Source organism: Pseudomonas sp. B22(2017) (assembly GCF_002113105.1).
Taxonomy (GTDB): domain Bacteria; phylum Pseudomonadota; class Gammaproteobacteria; order Pseudomonadales; family Pseudomonadaceae; genus Aquipseudomonas; species Aquipseudomonas asiatica.
Map to the genome: position 1 here is coordinate 808,106 of NZ_NEJN01000001.1, position 18,789 is coordinate 826,894.

Genomic DNA, 18,789 nt, shown 5'->3' on the forward strand with positions numbered 1-18,789 from the left:
GGGCCGGCGCGCTCGCGTAGGCTTGCCGCTTTCCTTCCGTAGCAAGGCAAAACACACCATGGCACAAGCAGACATCATCTACACCCCGGACCCGGACGCCGAGTCGATTTCTTCCGACGTTGCCGAATACAACGGCGTGCTGGTCACCACGCAGATCCCGACCCACGCTGATGGCAGCCTGGAGCTGGGCGGCATCGTCGAGCAGAGCGAGTGCACCCTGCAGGCGCTGAAGGTGGCGCTGGAGAAGGCCGGCAGCGGCATGGACCGCGTGCTGCACCTGACCATCTACCTCACCGACATGGCCGACCGCGCGGCATTCAACGAGGTGTACCAGCGCTTCTTCAGCAAGCCCTGGCCGGTACGCGCCGCCGTGGGCGTGGCTGCACTGGCGTTCGAAGGCATGCGCGTGGAAGTGACCGCAATGGCTGCCAAGCGCTGATTCACCTTCAAGGGCCCTATCGCCGGCAAGCCAGCTCCCACCTCGACCGCGCTGCCCTCAAGCCTGTGCAGTACCTGTGGGAGCTGGCTTGCCGGCGATAGGGCCGGTGCAGGCAGTACACCTCTCGGCACCCCGATGATGCCGCCAGCCCGTTTCGCCGCTACAATGCCCGCCTAAACCGTGACAGCCCGAACCTATAACGACATGTCCCTTCCAAAGAATCACCTGGAACTGCTCAGCCCTGCCCGTGACGTGGCCATCGCCCGCGAAGCGATCCTGCACGGCGCAGACGCCATCTACATCGGTGGCCCGAGCTTCGGCGCGCGCCATAACGCCTGCAACGAAGTCAGCGATATCGCCGAACTGGTCGAGTTCGCCCATCGCTACCATGCACGCGTGTTCACCACCATCAACACCATCCTCCACGACAACGAGCTGGAGCCCGCGCGCAAGCTGATCCACCAGCTGTACGACGCTGGTGTCGACGCACTGATCGTGCAGGACCTCGGGGTGATGGAGCTGGACATCCCGCCGATCGAGCTGCACGCCAGCACCCAGACCGACATCCGCACCCTGGAACGGGCCAGGTTCCTCGACCAGGCCGGCTTCTCCCAGCTGGTGCTGGCGCGTGAGCTGAACCTGCAGCAGATCCGCGCCATCGCCGCCGAAACCGACGCCGCCATCGAATTCTTCATCCACGGTGCGCTGTGCGTGGCCTTCTCCGGCCAGTGCAACATCTCCCATGCGCAGACCGGCCGCAGCGCCAACCGCGGCGACTGCTCGCAAGCCTGCCGCCTGCCCTACACCCTGAAGGATGACCAGGGCCGCGTGGTCGCGTTCGAGAAGCACCTGCTGTCGATGAAGGACAACAACCAGACCGCCAACCTGGCTGACCTGGTCGACGCCGGCGTGCGCTCGTTCAAGATCGAAGGCCGCTACAAGGACGTGGCCTATGTGAAGAACATCACCGCCCACTACCGCAAGGAACTCGACGCCATCCTCGAAGGCCGCCCTGAGCTGGCCCGTGCCTCCAGCGGCCGCACCCAGCACTTCTTCGTGCCCGACCCGGACAAGACCTTCCACCGCGGCAGCACCGACTACTTCGTCACCGACCGCAAGGTCGACATCGGCGCCTTCGACTCGCCAACCTTCACCGGCCTGCCGGTGGGCGTGGTGGAAAAGGTCGGCAAGCGTGACATGCAGGTGGTCACCGAGGTGCCGCTGACCAACGGTGACGGCCTCAATGTGCTGGTGAAGCGTGAGGTGGTGGGCTTCCGTGCCAACATCGCCGAACCGCGTGGCGAATTCGAGGAAGACGGCGAGAAGCGCTACCGCTACCGCGTCGAGCCCAACGAAATGCCTGAAGGCCTGCACAAGCTGCGGCCCAACCACCCGCTGTCGCGCAACCTCGACCACAACTGGCAGCAGGCCCTGCAACGCACCTCGGCCGAGCGCCGCGTCGGCGTGCAATGGCACGCGGTACTGCGCGAGCAACGCCTGGTGCTGACCGTCACCAGCGAGGAAGGCGTGAGCACGCAAGTGGCACTGGAAGGCCCGTTCGGCCCGGCCAACAAGCCGCAGCAGGCGCTGGACCAGCTGCACGACCTGCTCGGCCAGCTGGGCACCACCATGTACCACGCCGACAGCATCGAGCTGGACGCCCCGCAGGCTTACTTCATCCCCAACTCGCAGCTCAAGGCCCTGCGCCGCGAAGCCATCGAGGCGCTGACTGCAGCACGGGTGCAGGCGCACCCGCGTGGCGGGCGCAAGGCCGAGACCACGCCACCGCCGGTTTACCCAGAGTCGCATCTGTCGTTCCTGGCCAACGTGTACAACCAGAAGGCCCGCGACTTCTACCACCGCCACGGCGTGCAGCTGATCGACGCAGCCTACGAGGCCCATGAAGAGCACGGCGAAGTGCCGGTGATGATTACCAAGCACTGCCTGCGCTTCTCCTTCAACCTGTGCCCCAAGCAGGCCAAGGGCGTGACCGGCGTGCGCACCAAGGTGGCGCCGATGCAGCTGATCCAGGGTGATGAAGTGCTGACCCTGAAGTTCGACTGCAAGCCGTGCGAAATGCACGTGATCGGCAAGATGAAAAGCCACATCATCGACCTGCCGACCCCGGGCAGCGCGGTGGCCCAGGTGGTTGGGCACATCAGCCCGGAAGACTTGCTGAAGACCATTCCGCGCGGGCCGCATTGATCGGTGGCCTGCAAGGGCCCTTTTGCGGCTGAAGCCGCCTGCATGATGATACTCGAAGGGGTGGTGGGACGACTCGGGAAGAACCGACAATGCTCGCCTGCAAAAAACCGTTTGCCCCCGCGCAAACCTGCGCCCGCCAAGCCCTTCTTGTACACTCCTCGCATTAGCCCCCACCTGCACATTTTTTTGGTGAACGCATGATCGAGGTAACCGAGGTTTCCATTGCCGAGCTGCGCGATGCGCTCGAGTCGGGCCGCACGACGGCGGTCGAGCTGGTCCAGGCCTACCTGGCGCGCATCGACGCCTACGATGGCGCCGACACCGCCACCGCCCTGAACGCCGTTGTGGTACGCAACCCCGAGGCGCTGAATGAGGCCGCAGCCTCCGACGCCCGTCGCGCCAAAGGCCAGGTCCTGAGCCCGCTGGACGGCATCCCCTACACCGCCAAGGACAGCTACCTGGTCAAAGGCCTGACCGCTGCCTCCGGCAGCCCTGCCTTCAAGGATCTGGTGGCCCAGCGCGACGCCTTCACCATCGAACGCCTGCGCGCCGCCGGCGCCGTGTGCCTGGGCAAGACCAACATGCCGCCCATGGCCAACGGCGGCATGCAGCGCGGCGTGTATGGCCGCGCCGAAAGCCCGTACAACGCCAACTACCTGACCGCACCGTTCGCCTCGGGCTCGTCCAACGGTGCCGGCACCGCCACTGCCGCCAGTTTCAGTGCCTTCGGCCTGGCCGAAGAAACCTGGTCCAGCGGCCGTGGCCCGGCATCCAACAATGGCCTGTGCGCCTATACCCCGTCGCGTGGGGTGATTTCGGTGCGTGGCAACTGGCCGCTCACACCGACCATGGACGTGGTGGTTCCCTATGCCCGTACCATGGCCGACCTGCTGGAAATCCTCGACGTAGTCGTAGCCGACGACGCTGACAAGCGCGGCGACCTGTGGCGCCTGCAACCCTGGGTGCCAATCCCGGCCGCTTCTACGGTGCGCCCGGCTTCGTATCTGGACCTGGCCGTGGATGCCAGCGCGCTCAAGGGCAAGCGCTTTGGCGTGCCACGCATGTACATCAATGCCGATGCCGAAGCCGGTACTTCCGAGAAGCCAGGCATCGGCGGCCCGACTGGCCAGCGCATCCACACCCGCGCCACGGTGATCGACCTGTGGCAGCAGGCCCGCCAGGCACTGGAGGCGGCTGGTGCCGAAGTACTGGAAGTGGACTTCCCGCTGGTGTCCAACTGCGAAGGCGACCGCCCGGGGGCACCGACTGTGTACAACCGCGGCATCGTCAGCAAGGAATTCCTGCATGACGAGCTGTGGGAGCTGTCGGGCTGGGCCTTCGACGACTTCCTGCGCGCCAACGATGACCCCAGGCTCAACCGCCTGGCCGATGTCGACGGGCCGCAGATCTTCCCCCACGACCCGGGCACCCTGCCCAACCGTGAGGACGACCTGGCCGCTGGCATGGACGAGTACGTCAACATGGCCAAGCGTGGCCTGAAGACCTGGGACCAGATCGAGACCCTGCCCGACGGCCTGCGCGGCCTGGAGCAGACCCGCAAGATCGACCTGGAAGACTGGATGGACAACCTGGGCCTGGACGCGGTGCTGTTCCCCACCGTGGCCGACGTGGGCCCGGCGGATGCCGACGTCAACCCGGCGTCGGCGGACATCGCCTGGAGCAACGGTATCTGGGTGGCCAACGGCAACCTGGCAATCCGTCACCTGGGCGTGCCTACCGTGACCGTGCCAATGGGCGTGATGGCCGATATCGGCATGCCGGTGGGGCTGACCTTTGCTGGCCGGGCTTACAGCGACAATGCGCTGCTGAGCTTTGGTGCAGCCTTCGAGGCGACCGGGTCGCGTCGAATGATCCCACCGCGTACCCCGCCCCTGGGCTGAGGGTTAAAGGGGCCGCTTTGCGGCCCATTCGCGGGTAAACCCGCTCCCACAGGGACCCCACAGGTATTGAATACCGTGGGGTCCCTGTGGGAGCGGGTTTACCCGCGAATGGGCCTGGAAAAGCAAATCGCCTAATTCAACTTTATGTGTAAAAATACACAAAACGTTGATTTTGCGATCTGCCATGCCTATCACCCCAAGCGAAGAACGCCAGCTCACCCTCACCGTCCTCAAGGCCGCCATCCAGGCCCTGGGCAGCGTTGCCGCGCGCAACATGGAAATCCTCCTGCACGACCTCGACCACCCGGAACACTCCGTGGTGGCGATCGTCAACGGCCATCTTTCCGGGCGCAGCGTCGGTAGCCCAATCCTCGCCGCCCCGGAACAGGACCAGGGTTTCAAGGCACTGATGCAGGCCTCGGCCGATCAGCACGGCTGCGAGCCGGTGGTGCTGCCCGACTACCCCACCACGCTGAAGGGCCGCACACTGCGCAGCGCCACGGCCATCTTCCGTGACAGCAGCGGCCACCCCTTCGCCAGCCTCTGCGTCAACACCGACGTCACCGGCCTGGATGCAGCCATGAATTTTCTCCGGCAGTTCCAACCAACAGCGGCCGCACCTGCCGTCAGTGAACCCGCCGACATGGAACTGCTGATGAGCGAGATAATCCAGGCATCCCTGCAGCGCAGCGGCCAGGGGCGAATGAACAAGCAGGCCAAGGTAGAAGCCGTAAGAGTGATGCAGGAGCGCGGCCTGTTCATCGTCAAGGGCGGCGTGGAAAAGGCCGCCAGCGCCCTGGGTGTGACCCGCTACACCGTTTACAACTACCTCGAGCAACTGCGCGGAGCCAGCCAATGACCTTGCATATCCATACCCCCCTGATCGAGTCCCGCCCGCTGTCGCTGGCCGCGGGGAGCAACGTCTGGCTCAAGCTCGATGCCCTGCAGCCCTGCGGCTCGTTCAAGCTGCGCGGCGTGGGCCACGCCTGCGAGGTGCACCATGCCCGTGGCGCGCGGCACTTCGTGTCTTCATCGGGCGGCAACGCGGGCCTGGCAGTGGCCTATGCCGGGCGCAAGCTGGGCGTGCCGGTGACCGTGGTAGTGCCCGAGACCACCACCGAGCGGGCCAAAGACCTGCTGCGCCTGGAGGGCGCCAAGGTGGTGGTGCATGGCAGCTCCTGGCAAGAGGCCAACGCCCTGGCGCAGACCTTGGTCGGCCCGGATGACGCCTTCATCCACCCATTCGACGACCCGCTGCTGTGGGCCGGGCATGCCAGCCTGGTGGATGAAGTCGCCGAGGCCGGCGTGAAACCGGATGCCGTGGTGTTGTCGGTAGGCGGTGGTGGTTTGCTCAGTGGTGTGGTCGAGGGGCTACAGCGTAACGGCTGGGGCGATGTGCCGGTGCTGGCGGTGGAAACCGAGGGCGCGGCATCGCTGCATGCGGCCATGCAGGCGGGGCATTCGGTGGAGCTGGAACATATTGCCTCGGTGGCGACCTCGCTGGGGGCCAAGCGTGTGGCTGACCAGGCGCTGGTGTGCGTGAAGGAGCATCCGGTGCACAGCCATCTGGTCACTGACCGCGCTGCGCTGGAGGCGTGCGAGCGATTCCTGCTGGACCATCGCGTGCTGGTTGAGCCTGCATGTGGGGCGGCTTTGGCGTTGGCCTATGCACCGGATACCCTGGCCAAGTACCGGAATGTGCTGGTGGTGGTTTGTGGCGGGGCAACCGCCACGCTGGAGCAGATCCAGGCGTGGTTGCAGCAGGTTGATTGAGGTTGCCTGTACCGGCCTCTTCGCGGGCTTGCCCGCTCCCACAGGAACCGCGCATTTTCTGAGCCTCGCGCTAAACCTGTGGGAGCGGGTTCACCCGCGAACACCGGCGGAGCCGGTGCCATCCAATACAACACTCATCGGATTCTCCTTGCGGCACCCGGTTGCTGATTACGATAGTCACATGCCGCTGTTCTACTGAGCCCGCCGCAACCGGAAAAATCCTCTCGCAACAGCGTCAACCACGACGAAATGCGTAACCCACCCTTTCGGTCTGCGGCAAGTGAAGGCACAATGCGTGTCCTTTTTTTGGCCGGCCTGGCCGGGGGCCTTTAAATGATCAAGACGCCGTACTACCTCATCGATAAAACCAAGCTGCTGGGCAACATGGAGAAGATCGCCTACGTGCGCGAACACTCCGGCGCCAAGGCACTGCTCGCCCTCAAGTGCTTTGCCACCTGGTCAGTCTTCGACCTGATGCAACAGTACATGGACGGCACCACCTCTTCGTCGCTGTACGAGCTCAAGCTCGGCCGCCAGAAGTTCGCCGGCGAAACCCACGCCTACAGCGTGGCCTGGGCCGACGACGAGGTCGAGGAAATGCTCGAGAACTGCGACAAGATCATCTTCAACTCGATCGGCCAGCTACAGCGCTTCGCCGAACAGTCCGAAGGCAAGGTCCGTGGCCTGCGCGTCAACCCGCAGGTCAGCAGCTCCGACTACCTGCTGGCAGACCCTGCCCGCCCGTTCAGCCGCCTGGGCGAATGGGACCCGGCCAAGGTCGAACAGGTGATCGAGCAGATCTCCGGCTTCATGTTCCACAACAACTGCGAGAACGGCGACTTCGGCCTGTTCGACAAGATGCTCACGCACATCGAAGAGCGCTTCGGCCACCTGCTGCACAAGGTCGAGTGGGTCAGCCTCGGTGGCGGCATCCACTTCACCGGTGAAGACTACGCGCTGGACGCCTTCTGCGCGCGCCTGAAAGCCTTCTCGGAAAAGTACGGCGTGCAGGTGTACCTGGAGCCGGGCGAAGCGGCCATCACCAACAGCGCCTCGCTGGAAGTGACCGTGCTCGACACCCTGTACAACGGCAAGCACCTGGCCGTGGTCGACAGCTCGATCGAAGCGCACATGCTCGACCTGCTGATCTACCGCCTCAACGCCAAGATGGCCCCCAACGACGGCGCGCACACCTACATGGTCTGCGGCAAGTCGTGCCTGGCCGGTGACATCTTCGGCGAATACCAATTCGATCGTCCGCTGGCCATCGGTGATCGCCTGTCGTTCGTCGACGCGGCGGGTTACACCATGGTCAAGAAAAACTGGTTCAACGGTCTGAAAATGCCATCCATCGTGGTCAAGCAACTCGACGGCAGCGTCGAAGTGGTGCGCGAGTTCGGTTTCGAAGACTACGTTTCCAGCCTGTCGTAAGACCGGCTTTCAGTAAGGAGCAAGGGATAAATTGAAGAAGAACGTTCTTATCATTGGTGCAGGAGGTGTCGCCAAGGTGGTGGCCCACAAGTGCGCGCAGCATAACGACGAACTGGGTCGTATCGCTATCGCGTCACGGAACATCTCCAAATGCCAGGCCATCATCGACAGCGTCAAGGCCAAGGGTAGCCTCAAGGTACCCGCCGACATCCAGGCCTTCTCGCTCAATGCCCTCGATGTCGAGGCTACCAAGGCGCTGATCCGCGAGACCGAATCGCAGATCGTGATCAACGTTGGTTCCGCCTTCCTCAACATGTCGGTGCTGCGTGCCTGCATCGATACCGGTGTCGCCTACCTGGACACCGCCATCCACGAAGAGCCGGGCAAGATCTGCGAGACCCCGCCGTGGTACGGCAACTACGAGTGGAAACACCTCGAAGAGTGCCAGGCAAAGAACATTACCGCCATTCTCGGCGTCGGTTTCGACCCGGGTGTGGTGAACAGCTACGCCAAGCTGGCGCAGCAACAGTATTTCGACAGCATTGACTCGATCGACATCCTCGACGTCAATGCCGGTTCGCATGGCAAGTACTTCGCCACCAACTTCGACCCGGAAATCAACTTCCGTGAATTCACCGGGCAAGTGTGGAGCTGGCAGAACAGCCAGTGGACCAGCAACACCATGTTCGAGGTCAAGCGTACCGACGACCTGCCGGTGGTGGGTTCGCAGAACCTGTACCTGACCGGCCACGATGAGGTTCACTCGATTTCGAAGAACCTCAACGTGCCGAACGTGCGTTTCTGGATGAGCTTCGGCGAGCACTACATCAACGTGTTCACCGTGCTGAAGAACCTGGGCCTGCTCTCCGAGCAACCGGTGAAAACCGCCGAAGGCCTGGAAGTGGTACCGCTGAAAGTGGTCAAGGCCGTGCTGCCGGACCCAGCCTCTCTGGCCCCGGGCTACACCGGCAAGACCTGCATCGGTGACCTGGTCAAGGGCACCAAGGATGGCCAGCCGCGCGAAGTGTTCATCTACAACGTGGCCGACCACGAAGAAGCCTACGCCGAGACCGACAGCCAGGGTATTTCCTACACCGCCGGTGTACCGCCAGTGGCTGCCGCCCTGCTGGTCGCCCGTGGCGAGTGGGATGCCAAGCGCATGGTCAACGTCGAGGAGCTGCCAGCCGAGCCGTTCCTCAAGGCACTGGACGTCATGGGCCTGCCGACCCGCGTCAAGGATGAAAAAGGCGATCGTCCTTGGGACGCTGAAGCCTAAGCAGCAAAGCAGAGGGGGCGCCATCAAGGCGCCCCCTCTGCTTTTGCAGGCCACGTGTAAGTCTAGATGCCCTGGCCAGAGGCCTTTGCCTGCTGAGCCAGCTTTTCCAGCAATACCTTGGCCAGCGCCTTGTCCGAGAACGGGTTCTGCCCGGTGATGAGTTCGCGGTCCACCACCACATTGGGTTGCCAGGCCTTGGCGTAGCCCATGTCGCCCCCTGCCATTGCCATGGCGTTGGCCGGGTAGAACAGCAGCCGCTGGTCCTTGAGCGAACCTTCGAATACCTGCTCCTCCGGGTCGGAGAAAATGGTCATCTTGTAACCCTTGTACAACCAGTCGGTGGCTGCCGGCTTTTCACCACGCGCCAGCGCCGACTGGTAGCTGGCCGGGTCCTGTTGGGCCGAGAGCAAGGCGATGGGGCCGTGGCAGATCGCGGCTGTAGGCTTGCCGGCTTGATGGAAATGCCGCAGCAAGGCGCCCACGTCCGGGTTGTTGGCCAGGTCGATCAACGGCGCATGGCCGCCGGGGATGAACAGCCCGGCATAGCGGCCCAGGTCACCTGCCAGTACTTCTTTCACCGACAGGGTATCGTCAATGCCCGGCAGGCCTTGCACGACCTTCTCGATCCGGCGCATCTCCACCGCATCGCCGGCAAAGTAGCTCGGGTCGATCGAACGCTGGTCGACCCTCGGGGCATTACCCTTGGGGGTAACCAGCAACAGCTTGTAGCCAGCCTTGAGCAACTGGTCGGCAGGCACGCCGAATTCGTTGAGGTAGTAGCCGGTGGCGTAGCGCTTGCCGTCCTGCAGGAGCAGCTGGTGCTCGCTGGACAACAGCACCAGCACCTCTCCCTTTGCCGCAGCGTGGGCGCCGGTGGCAAGCAGGGTGCTGGCAACAGCCAGGGCAAGCCGGGACATCTTGGTCATGCAACAATCTCCTGATCAGGCAAATAGAGCTGTCCGCTCATGTTGGCGGGGATGCGTTCATGCTAACGGCAAGGCTATGATTCGATAATTCGAAAGCTCTCATGCCTGTGATCCAGAAAATGAATATCTCCAGCAAGGACTTCAACCTGCTGTACCTGTTCCATGTGCTGTACCAGGACCGCAACGCCACCCTCGCCGCCCAGCGCATGGCGCTGAGCCAGCCGGCCCTAAGCCACAAGCTCAACAAGCTGCGCCATCAGTTTGGCGACCCGCTGTTCGTGCGCGCGCCCCGGGGCCTGACCCCGACGCCACGCGCCCACGAACTGGCGCCTGAGGTAGAACGCCTGGTCGTGGGCCTGGAAGGTTTTTATGAGCGCTGCGAAGGGCAGGACTTCCTCGCCCGCCCTGCCCGACTGCACCTGTACAGCACCGATTATGTGGAGCAGACCCTGTTGCCCAGGCTGCTGCCGCTCCTGCGTAGCCAGGCACCGAACCTGACGCTGGTCACCTGCAACACCCGCGGTCTGCTGCCTCGCGAAGAACTGGAGAAAGGCACCTGTGACCTGGCCGTTGCCGGGTTCTACACCGACCTGCCGGAAACCTTCCACCAACAGCGCCTGCTCAGTGAGCACTTGGTAGTGCTGGCCTCGCGCAGCCATCCAGGCCTGGAAAACGGCCTGGACCTCGATACCTTCCTTGCCAGCGACCACCTGCTTACCACCCTCACCGGCGACCTCGATGGCCTGGTCGACCGCGCCTTGCGCAGCCAGGGCATGCAACGGCGGGTCGTGGCTGGCCTGTCGAGTTTCCTGGCCCCCATGCGCCTGCTGCGCGGCACCGATCTGCTGCTCACCTGCCTGCGCTCGCTGGCCACCGAAGCCGTCGAACGTGACGACGACCTGCTCATGTATCCGCTGCCGCTGACATTGCCAGCGATCGAGGTGATGCAGATCTGGCACGAACGCACCCACGCCGACCCCTTGCGCCGCTGGTTTCGCCAACAGCTGTGGAACGTCGCCCAAGAGGCAACCGCCTGCGCGAGTAACAATTTCTAAACAACGATGTGACATTTTTTTTCAGCTTTCTCGCCAAGGAGCTGTCAGATGAAGGTCACGGTTTTCGGTACCGGCTATGTCGGCCTCACCCAGGCAGTGTGCCTGGCCCAGGTGGGCCATTCGGTGTTGTGCATGGATGTCGACGCCGAGCGGGTCGCCAGCCTCAATGCAGGCCATTGCCCGATCTTCGAGCCCGGCCTTGCGCCGATGCTGGAGAAGAACCTGGCCTGCGGTCGCCTTCGTTTCACCACCGACGCCAGCGAAGCGGCCAACTACGCAAGGGTGCAGTTCATTGCCGTCGGCACCCCGCCTCAGGCCGATGGCAGCGCCGACCTGAAGCACGTGTTCGCCGTGGTCGACAGCATCCTCGAACATGCCGATGGCCCCAAGTTGATCGTCAACAAATCCACCGCGCCGGTTGGTACGGTGCACCGCATCAAGGCGCGCATCGCCCAGGCCGTGGCCGATACCAGCCGCTTGCGCGTCGTCAGCAACCCCGAGTTCCTCAAGGAGGGCTCGGCGGTCGATGACTGCATGCGCCCGGAGCGCATCATCATCGGTGGCGCGGAACCCGCCGAAGTAGAGCTGCTGCGCGAGCTGTACCTGCCGTTCAGCCGCAACCGCGAAAAACTGATGGTGATGGACGCGCGCAGCGCCGAGCTGACCAAGTACGCGGCCAACTGCATGCTGGCGACCAAGATCTCGTTCATCAACGAAATCGCCAACCTGGCCGAGCATCTGGGCGCCGACATCGAACTGGTGCGCCGCGGCATCGGCTCGGACCCGCGCATCGGCTACGACTTCATCTATGCCGGCTGCGGCTTTGGCGGCTCATGCTTCCCCAAGGACCTGCAAGCCCTGCGCCGCAGCGCCGAGGCCGAGGGCTTCGAACCACAGTTGCTGCGTGCGGTGGAATCGGTCAACGAGCAGCAAAAGAACCGGCTGTTCGGCAAGATCCAACGCCACTACCCACGCGGCCTGCGAGGCAAGGTCTTCGCCGTGTGGGGGTTGTCGTTCAAGCCCAATACCAACGACATTCGCGAGGCCTCCAGCCGAGTCTTGCTGGAAGCGCTTTGGGCCGCCGGCGCGCGGGTGCAGGCCCATGACCCGCAGGCCATGGAGGAAATCCAGCGGCACTATGGCTGCCGCGCCGACCTGCAACTGGTACCGTGCAAGGACGACGCGCTGCGCGGCGCCGATGCCCTGGTGATCGTCACCGAATGGCAGGAGTACCGCGTGCTCAACCTGGACAAGGTGCCGCAACAACTGGCCGACCGGGTGGTGTTCGACGGGCGCAACCTGTTCGAACCCGAGCACATGGCCGCCGCCGGCCTGACTTACTACGGCATCGGTCGCGGCCAGGTGCAGCCAGCATGCCCGAACTGATTACCGGCGTGGCCGGCTTCACCGGCGACCACATTGCACGGCGCCTGTGCGAAGCAGGCATCGAGGTGGTCGCCGCATGGAACTTTGCTACGGCGTAACGGCGCCCTCGGGAGGATTCAGTTGCAACACCTCGTTGGTGTATGCCCACTCCTTCTGCACCTGGTCCGGGTGGTCGTTAAGGCGGATGCCGTAGGACGGGATGATCTGCCTGATCTTCGCCTGCCACTGCGGCGATGCCATCTTGTCCTTGAACACCTTGCTCAGCACATCGAGCATGATCGGCGGCGCGGTCGAGGCGCCAGGCGAAGCACCCAGCAATCCTGCAATGCTGCCATCCTTGGACGTCACCACTTCAGTGCCGAGCTTGAGCACACCACCCAATGCTTCGTCCTTCTTGATGATCTGCACCCGCTGGCCCGCCTGCCACAGCCGCCAGTCCTCTTTCTTCGCCTCGGGGAAGTAGGTGCGCAACGCTTCGAAACGGTCATCGTCAGATTGCAGCACCTGGCCGATCAGGTACTGCACCAGGTCGAACTCGCGCACCCCAACCCTTACCATCGGCCAGGCATTGTGCACACTGGCGCTGGCGAACAGGTCAAGCAGCGAGCCCTGCTTGAGGAACTTGGTCGAGAAGGTGGCGAACGGCCCGAACAGGATCATGCGCTTGCCATCGAGCACACGGGTGTCCAGGTGCGGCACCGACATCGGTGGTGCGCCGGTGGCGGCAATACCGTAGGCCTTGGCCATGTGACGCTGGGCGATGGCCGGGTTGTCGGTGACCAGGAACGAACCACCGACCGGGAAACCGGCATAGTCCTTGGCCTCCTCGATACCCGACTTCTGCAGCAGTGGCAGCGCTGCACCACCTGCGCCGATGAACAGGAACCTGGCGTCGGTGGCCGCGTTGCTGCCGTCCTTGAGGTTCTTGTATTCGACATGCCAGGAGCCGTCGTCGTTGCGGGTGATCGCCTGCACTTCGGTCGACAGCTTGAGGTCGAAGTTCGGCCGGGTCTGCAGATAGCCCACGTATTGCCGGGTGATCTCGCCAAAGTTGACGTCGGTGCCGATCGGCGTCCAGGTCACGGCCAGTTTCTGGTTGGGGTCGCGGCCCTCCATCATCAACGGTACCCACTTGCGGATCTGCTCGTGGTCCTCGGAGTACTGCATGGGCTTGAACAACGGGCTGGCCTGCAGCGCCTCGTAGCGCTTCTTCAGGAAGCGAATGTTGTCGTCGCCCCAGACGAAGCTCATGTGCGGGGTAGTGTTGATGAAGGAATGCGGGTTCTTCAGCACGCCCTGCTTGACCTGCCAGGCGAGGAACTGACGGGTGACCTGGAACGACTCGTTGATCTCCACCGCCTTGCTGATATCGACCTTGCCGTCCTTCTCCGGGGTGTAGTTCAGTTCGGCCAGGGCCGAGTGGCCGGTACCAGCGTTGTTCCAGCCGTTGGAGCTTTCTTCGGCGACCTTGTCCAGGCGCTCGACCATTTCCATCGACCAACCCGGCTCCAGCTCATTGAGCCAGACGGCCAGGGTTGAACTCATGATGCCGCCGCCCACCAGCATGACATCGACCCTTCTGGTTTCCGCGGCCTGGGCATCGAGCATGCCGAATGCCAAGGCCAGCCCGGTCAGCGCCAGTACCGGCTTGATGGTGATCCTCATAACCTCCCCCTTGCCTCGTTGCTATCCGTAAGTCAGCCACAAGCTTAGATGACGGATTTGGTCGGGCGTGGCTGGTGCACAATCACTTGCAATCCGCCACGTCTCAAAATACTGTATGAATACTCAGTATCACAGGTCAGGCCCATGCAACTCATCGCCAAACTCGGCATCCTTGCCGATGCTGCCAAGTACGACGCATCCTGCGCCAGCAGCGGCGCGCCCAAACGCAACTCGCGCGGGGCTGATGGGCTGGGTGCTACCAATGGCATGGGCATCTGTCACAGCTACACCCCTGATGGGCGCTGCGTATCGCTGCTCAAGGTGCTGCTGACCAACTTTTGCCTCTACGACTGCCAGTACTGCGTCAACCGCCGATCCAGCAACGTGCCACGCGCACGCTTCAGCCCCGAGGAAGTGGTCCGGCTGACCCTGGACTTCTACCGGCGCAACTGCATAAGCGGCCTGTTCCTCAGCTCCGGCATCATCCGTTCGGCGGACTACACCATGGAGCAGCTGGTCCGCGTGGCGCGGCTGTTGCGCGAAGAGCACGACTTCCGTGGCTACATCCACCTCAAGACCATCCCCGATGCCGACCCGTTGCTGATAGAGGAGGCCGGGCGCCTGGCAGACCGGCTCAGCGTCAACATCGAGCTGCCGACCGACGCCAGCCTGAAACGCCTGGCACCGGAAAAACAGGCGCACACCATTCGCCAGGCCATGGGCGTGATCCACCAGGGCCAGCAAGCCGTGGCCCACGAACCCAAGGCGCCGCGCTTTACCCCGGCCGGGCAAAGCACCCAGGTGATCGTCGGGGCCGACAGCACCGACGACAGCACACTGCTGCGCAATGCCGAATCGCTGTACCAAGGCTACGGCCTCAAGCGTGTGTACTACTCCGCCTTCAGCCCCATCCCTGACAGCCCCGGCAGCGTCCCCCTGGCCGCACCACCGCTGCTGCGCGAGCACCGTCTGTACCAGGCTGACTTCCTGTTGCGTGGCTATGGCTACAAGGCCGGCGAGCTGCTGGGCCAGAGCGGCAATCTGGCACTGGACATCGACCCCAAGCTGGCCTGGGCGCTGGCCAACCGCGACGTGTTCCCGCTGGATGTGAACCGTGCCGAGCCGGCGCTACTGGCGCGCATTCCCGGCATCGGCCTGCGCAGCGTGCAGCGCCTGGTAGCCCTGCGACGCGAACGGCGCATTCGCTACGATGACCTGATCCAGTTGCGCTGCGTGCTGGACAAGGCGCGGCCATTCATTGTCACCAGCGACTACCGCCCGCCCCAGGCCGAACTGCGCAGCGGCCTGCTGAGGGCGCGCTTGCGTGAGCCGCAGGCCCCGGTGCAGATGGGCTTGTGGGGATGATCGCGCTCGATTGCGACGGCCTGTTCGCCACCTGGCGTGACCAGGCCCGGGTGTTGTTGGGGCATGGCATCGACCCGTCGGAGGTCACCTGGGCGCAAGGGCCGGTGGCTGATTTGCTGGCCGTACCGACAGCGCTGCCGGAAGGCTCCGGTCCCTTTCGCGCCAAGGTGCCTGCGGCGCTGCTCGGCCAGCTGGAACAGGCGGCCCGCTACCGTGGCGAGCACCGCTGGAACCTGCTTTACGAGGTACTTTGGCGGGTGGCCCATGGCGACCGCACTGCAATGCTGCCGGGTGACCGATTGGGCAGTGAGCTGCATAGACGGATCAAGCAGGTCAATCGCGAAGCACACCACCTGCATGCGTTTGTACGCTTCGTGCCACTACCCGAAGTATTGGCTGAACAGCTGCAACTCGACCTGGTGGCCTATCACGAGCCGGCGCATGACATTCTGGAAAGCGCCAGTGAGCATTTCGCCGACCGCCTGGGGCGTTTGCGCTGGATGATTGCCACGGCCCACGACGGCATACGCTTCGATGGCCAGGCTTTCGACTACCAGCGACAGTGCCCCGAACCCTGGCGCCAATGGGCCCGCAACGCCGAAGACCCTGGTGCCGAATTATGGCGCACCTACTATCGTCATACCTTCAACCCCGCCCGCCTCAACCCCGACGCCTTGCGCTTGCACATGCCCGGGCGGTTCTGGCGTCATTTGCCGGAGGGCATGCTGATTCCGCAGCTCGAAGGCCTGGCTCGGCAAGGCAAGCAACGGGACGGCCAAGCACTGGAGGTCGCCTCTCAGGCTGGCAAACAAATCAGCAAGCCCATACGGTAGTTGCGTATTCGCAAACCTTGATCAGTGGGAGTTTCTTCGCGGGCATGCCCGCCCACACAGGTATTGCACAGTTCTCGAAGTGTGTAGAGATCCGGAGGGAGCGGGCGCGCCCGCGAAACTGCCAAAAGCAATCTCAAGCCGAACGATCAGCCGCCACAGCCGTCATAACCTGAGCCGCTGCCGACACGCAAAGAGGACGCGAAATGACCCAACCCGACCCGTCATACGTCAAATGGCTCGAAGACCGCGCCATGCTCAAGGCCTCCCAGCAACGCACCCACCTGTACTCGGGCCAGTCGCGCCTGTGGCAACAGCCCTACGCCGAAGCGCAGCCCCGCCGCGCCACTGAAATCGCTTCGGTCTGGCTGACCGTCTACCCCGATGCCATCATCGCCCCCGAAGGTTGTTCGGTGCTTGGCGCCTTGGGCCACGAGGCGCTGTGGAAGCGTTTGTCGGAGATCGGCATTCAGGGACTGCACACCGGCCCGATCAAGTTGTCCGGCGGCATTCGTGGCCGTGAACTCACCCCCAGCGTGGACGGCAACTTCGACCGCATCAGTTTCGACATCGACCCGCTGTACGGCAGCGAGCAGGAGCTGATCCAGATGAGCCGCATGGCCGCCGCGCACAACGCCGTGACCATCGACGACCTGATCCCCTCGCACACGGGCAAGGGCGCCGACTTTCGCCTGGCCGAGCTGGCCTACGGTCCCTATCCGGGGCTGTACCACATGGTCGAAATCCGCGAGGAAGACTGGCCGCTGCTGCCCGAAGTGCCTGCCGGGCGCGACGCGGTCAACCTGCTGCCGGCCCAGTGCGACGAGCTCAAGGCCCGCCATTACATCGTCGGCCAGCTGCAACGGGTTATCTTCTTCGAACCAGGTGTGAAGGAAACCGACTGGAGCGCCACGCCGCCGGTGACCGGTGTAGATGGCAAGACCCGGCGCTGGGTGTACCTGCACTACTTCAAGGAAGGCCAGCCATCGCTGAACTGGCTGGACCCGACCTTCGCCGCCCAGCAGATGATCATTGGCGATGCCCTGCACGCCCTGGACTGCCTGGGTGCACGTGGCCTGCGCCTGGATGCCAACGGTTTTCTCGGTGTGGAGACCCGCGCCAGCGGCACTGCCTGGTCGGAAAGCCACCCGCTGTCGATCGTCGGCAACCAACTGATCGGCGGCATGATCCGCAAGGCCGGCGGTTTCAGCTTCCAGGAACTGAACCTGACCCTCGACGACATCGCGCAGATGTCCAGGGGCGGTGCCGACCTGTCCTACGATTTCATTACCCGGCCGGCCTACCAGCATGCGCTGCTGACTGGCGACACCGAGTTCCTGCGCCTGATGCTCAAGGAGATGCATGCTTTCGGCATCGACCCGGCCTCGCTGATCCATGCCCTGCAGAATCATGACGAGCTGACCGTGGAGCTGGTGCATTTCTGGACCCTGCATGCCCACGACATGTACCTGTACAAAGGCCAGACCTTGCCCGGCGGCATTCTGCGCGAGCACATCCGCGAAGAGATCTACGAACGGCTGTCGGGCGAGCATGCGCCATACAACCTGCGCTTCGTCACCAATGGCATAGCCTGTACCACGGCCAGCCTGATCGCTGCCGCGCTGGGTATCCGCGACCTTGGGCAGATCGGGGTGGCAGAAATCGAGCTGATCCAGAAGGTGCACCTGCTGCTGGTCATGTACAACGCCATGCAGCCGGGTGTGGTGGCGCTGTCCGGCTGGGACCTGGTAGGCGCCCTGCCCTTGCCCGCCGAAGCAGTCGCCCAGCGGATGCTGGATGGCGATACCCGCTGGATTCACCGCGGCGGCTACGACTTGGCCGGGCTGGAGCCACAGGCCCAGACGTCTGTGCGTGGCATGCCCCGAGCCCGGGCGCTGTATGGCAGCCTGGACAGCCAACTGGAGAATGGCGATTCGTTTGCCTGCAAGGTGAAGAAGCTGCTGGCGGTGCGCCAGGCCTATGGCATTGCCACCAGCCGCCAGGTGCTGGTGCCCGAAGTCAGCAGCCCCGGCTTGCTGGTGATGGTGCATGAGCTGCCGGCCGGGCGTGGCATCCAGATCACTGCGCTGAACTTTGGCCAGGAAGTGATTGCCGAGGAGCTGCAACTGACCGGGTTCACGCCGGGGCCGGTGGTGGACATGATCAATGAAACGGTCGAAGGGGATTTGACCGAGGATGGGCGGCTGATGGTGAACCTGGACCCGTATGAGGCGCTGTGCCTGCGGATCGTCAACAGCAGTGGGCATGTCTGAGTTGGATTTGCCCCATTGCCTTCACCGGTGAAGCTCTGAACGGCAGCCACGCGATTCCTGTGGGAGCGGGTTCACCTGCGAACACCGGCGCAGCCGGTGCCATCCACCGCATCGCCTGCTTCGCGGGCATGCCCGCTCCCACAGGGACCCCACCAGCTGAAGGAATGCGCCATACCTGTGGGAGCGGGCGCGCCCGCGAACACCGGCGCAGCCGGTGCCCTCCACCGCGTCGCCTGCTTCGCGGGTGAACCCGCTCCCACAGGG

The 18,789-nt window shown here is 63.8% G+C and carries 15 protein-coding genes; 13 read left to right on the forward strand and 2 right to left on the reverse strand.

Going from position 1 to position 18,789, the window contains the following annotated elements; all coding sequences use genetic code 11:
• Positions 1 to 58 precede the first annotated feature (58 nt).
• The 7 genes from CAG18_RS03855 to CAG18_RS03885 all read left to right on the forward strand — a co-directional run bounded on the left by CAG18_RS03855 (position 59) and on the right by CAG18_RS03885 (position 9,025).
• A complete protein-coding gene (locus tag CAG18_RS03855) occupies positions 59 to 439 on the forward strand; it encodes a RidA family protein (protein ID WP_015270613.1) in 381 nt (126 codons plus the stop codon).
• A gap of 204 nt (positions 440 to 643) precedes the next feature.
• Positions 644 to 2,644, forward strand: coding sequence for a U32 family peptidase (locus CAG18_RS03860; RefSeq protein WP_015270614.1), 2,001 nt, complete (start codon positions 644 to 646; stop codon positions 2,642 to 2,644).
• Positions 2,645 to 2,841: 197 nt separating this feature from the next.
• Positions 2,842 to 4,545: an amidase gene (locus CAG18_RS03865; RefSeq protein ID WP_015270615.1), complete on the forward strand. Its 1,704-nt coding sequence runs from the start codon at positions 2,842 to 2,844 to the stop codon at positions 4,543 to 4,545.
• A gap of 184 nt (positions 4,546 to 4,729) precedes the next feature.
• Complete coding sequence (locus CAG18_RS03870) at positions 4,730 to 5,404, forward strand: transcriptional regulator (protein WP_039615221.1); 675 nt, start codon at positions 4,730 to 4,732, stop codon at positions 5,402 to 5,404.
• On the forward strand, positions 5,401 to 6,318 hold the full coding sequence (locus tag CAG18_RS03875; protein WP_085720405.1) for a pyridoxal-phosphate dependent enzyme: 918 nt from the start codon (positions 5,401 to 5,403) through the stop codon (positions 6,316 to 6,318). Before CAG18_RS03870 ends, CAG18_RS03875 begins: the two co-directional genes overlap by 4 nt.
• Positions 6,319 to 6,651: 333 nt before the next feature.
• Positions 6,652 to 7,749 (forward strand): carboxynorspermidine decarboxylase, encoded by a 1,098-nt coding sequence (nspC, locus tag CAG18_RS03880; protein WP_013972889.1) that lies wholly within the window; start codon positions 6,652 to 6,654, stop codon positions 7,747 to 7,749.
• 31 nt (positions 7,750 to 7,780) lie between these two features.
• The gene (locus CAG18_RS03885) at positions 7,781 to 9,025 is read left to right on the forward strand and encodes a saccharopine dehydrogenase family protein (RefSeq protein ID WP_003248123.1); all 1,245 of its coding nucleotides are present in this window, start codon (positions 7,781 to 7,783) and stop codon (positions 9,023 to 9,025) included.
• Positions 9,026 to 9,087: 62 nt separating this feature from the next.
• Here CAG18_RS03885 and CAG18_RS03890 read toward each other — a convergent pair whose 3' ends face one another.
• Positions 9,088 to 9,951, reverse strand: a complete 864-nt coding sequence (locus CAG18_RS03890; protein WP_085720406.1) for a type 1 glutamine amidotransferase domain-containing protein — start codon at positions 9,949 to 9,951, stop codon at positions 9,088 to 9,090.
• 119 nt (positions 9,952 to 10,070) lie between these two features.
• Here CAG18_RS03890 and CAG18_RS03895 point away from each other — a divergent pair, with 119 nt between their 5' ends.
• From CAG18_RS03895 to CAG18_RS03905, 3 genes are read left to right on the forward strand one after another with little or no spacing between them, the layout of a single operon-like run.
• Positions 10,071 to 11,006, forward strand: a complete 936-nt coding sequence (locus CAG18_RS03895; protein WP_085720430.1) for a LysR family transcriptional regulator — start codon at positions 10,071 to 10,073, stop codon at positions 11,004 to 11,006.
• Positions 11,007 to 11,054: 48 nt separating this feature from the next.
• Positions 11,055 to 12,392: a UDP-glucose/GDP-mannose dehydrogenase family protein gene (locus tag CAG18_RS03900; RefSeq protein ID WP_054573523.1), complete on the forward strand. Its 1,338-nt coding sequence runs from the start codon at positions 11,055 to 11,057 to the stop codon at positions 12,390 to 12,392.
• Complete coding sequence (locus CAG18_RS03905; protein ID WP_085720407.1) at positions 12,380 to 12,490, forward strand: NAD-dependent epimerase/dehydratase family protein; 111 nt, start codon at positions 12,380 to 12,382, stop codon at positions 12,488 to 12,490. Before CAG18_RS03900 ends, CAG18_RS03905 begins: the two co-directional genes overlap by 13 nt.
• Here CAG18_RS03905 and mqo read toward each other — a convergent pair.
• A complete protein-coding gene (mqo, locus tag CAG18_RS03910; RefSeq protein WP_023660582.1) occupies positions 12,480 to 14,057 on the reverse strand; it encodes a malate dehydrogenase (quinone) in 1,578 nt (525 codons plus the stop codon). The two genes, CAG18_RS03905 and mqo, sit on opposite strands and share 11 nt — an antisense overlap.
• Before the next feature lie 144 nt (positions 14,058 to 14,201).
• On the opposite strand from mqo, the gene CAG18_RS03915 reads away from it, so the two are divergent.
• The 3 genes from CAG18_RS03915 (at position 14,202) to treS (ending at position 18,525) form a co-directional block, all read left to right on the forward strand.
• A complete protein-coding gene (locus CAG18_RS03915) occupies positions 14,202 to 15,422 on the forward strand; it encodes a putative DNA modification/repair radical SAM protein (protein ID WP_013972894.1) in 1,221 nt (406 codons plus the stop codon).
• Positions 15,413 to 16,255: a TIGR03915 family putative DNA repair protein gene (locus tag CAG18_RS03920; RefSeq protein ID WP_085720408.1), complete on the forward strand. Its 843-nt coding sequence runs from the start codon at positions 15,413 to 15,415 to the stop codon at positions 16,253 to 16,255. The genes CAG18_RS03915 and CAG18_RS03920 overlap by 10 nt, the downstream gene beginning before the upstream one ends.
• A gap of 203 nt (positions 16,256 to 16,458) precedes the next feature.
• Positions 16,459 to 18,525, forward strand: a complete 2,067-nt coding sequence (gene treS / locus CAG18_RS03925; RefSeq protein ID WP_015270624.1) for a maltose alpha-D-glucosyltransferase — start codon at positions 16,459 to 16,461, stop codon at positions 18,523 to 18,525.
• The last annotated feature ends 264 nt before the right edge of the window (positions 18,526 to 18,789 follow it).

What these genes read in the sequence shown, in the direction of transcription:
- CAG18_RS03905 (WP_085720407.1), top strand. Translation starts at nt 12,380, where the DNA reads ATGCCCGAACTGATTACCGGCGTGGCCGGCTTCACCGGCGACCACATT.
- CAG18_RS03895 (WP_085720430.1), top strand. Translation starts at nt 10,071, where the DNA reads ATGAATATCTCCAGCAAGGACTTCAACCTGCTGTACCTGTTCCATGTG.
- CAG18_RS03900 (WP_054573523.1), top strand. Translation starts at nt 11,055, where the DNA reads ATGAAGGTCACGGTTTTCGGTACCGGCTATGTCGGCCTCACCCAGGCA.
- CAG18_RS03855 (WP_015270613.1), top strand. Translation starts at nt 59, where the DNA reads ATGGCACAAGCAGACATCATCTACACCCCGGACCCGGACGCCGAGTCG.
- nspC (WP_013972889.1), top strand. Translation starts at nt 6,652, where the DNA reads ATGATCAAGACGCCGTACTACCTCATCGATAAAACCAAGCTGCTGGGC.
- CAG18_RS03915 (WP_013972894.1), top strand. Translation starts at nt 14,202, where the DNA reads ATGCAACTCATCGCCAAACTCGGCATCCTTGCCGATGCTGCCAAGTAC.
- CAG18_RS03870 (WP_039615221.1), top strand. Translation starts at nt 4,730, where the DNA reads ATGCCTATCACCCCAAGCGAAGAACGCCAGCTCACCCTCACCGTCCTC.
- mqo (WP_023660582.1), bottom strand. Translation starts at nt 14,057, where the DNA reads ATGAGGATCACCATCAAGCCGGTACTGGCGCTGACCGGGCTGGCCTTG.
- CAG18_RS03890 (WP_085720406.1), bottom strand. Translation starts at nt 9,951, where the DNA reads ATGACCAAGATGTCCCGGCTTGCCCTGGCTGTTGCCAGCACCCTGCTT.
- CAG18_RS03865 (WP_015270615.1), top strand. Translation starts at nt 2,842, where the DNA reads ATGATCGAGGTAACCGAGGTTTCCATTGCCGAGCTGCGCGATGCGCTC.
- treS (WP_015270624.1), top strand. Translation starts at nt 16,459, where the DNA reads ATGACCCAACCCGACCCGTCATACGTCAAATGGCTCGAAGACCGCGCC.
- CAG18_RS03875 (WP_085720405.1), top strand. Translation starts at nt 5,401, where the DNA reads ATGACCTTGCATATCCATACCCCCCTGATCGAGTCCCGCCCGCTGTCG.
- CAG18_RS03860 (WP_015270614.1), top strand. Translation starts at nt 644, where the DNA reads ATGTCCCTTCCAAAGAATCACCTGGAACTGCTCAGCCCTGCCCGTGAC.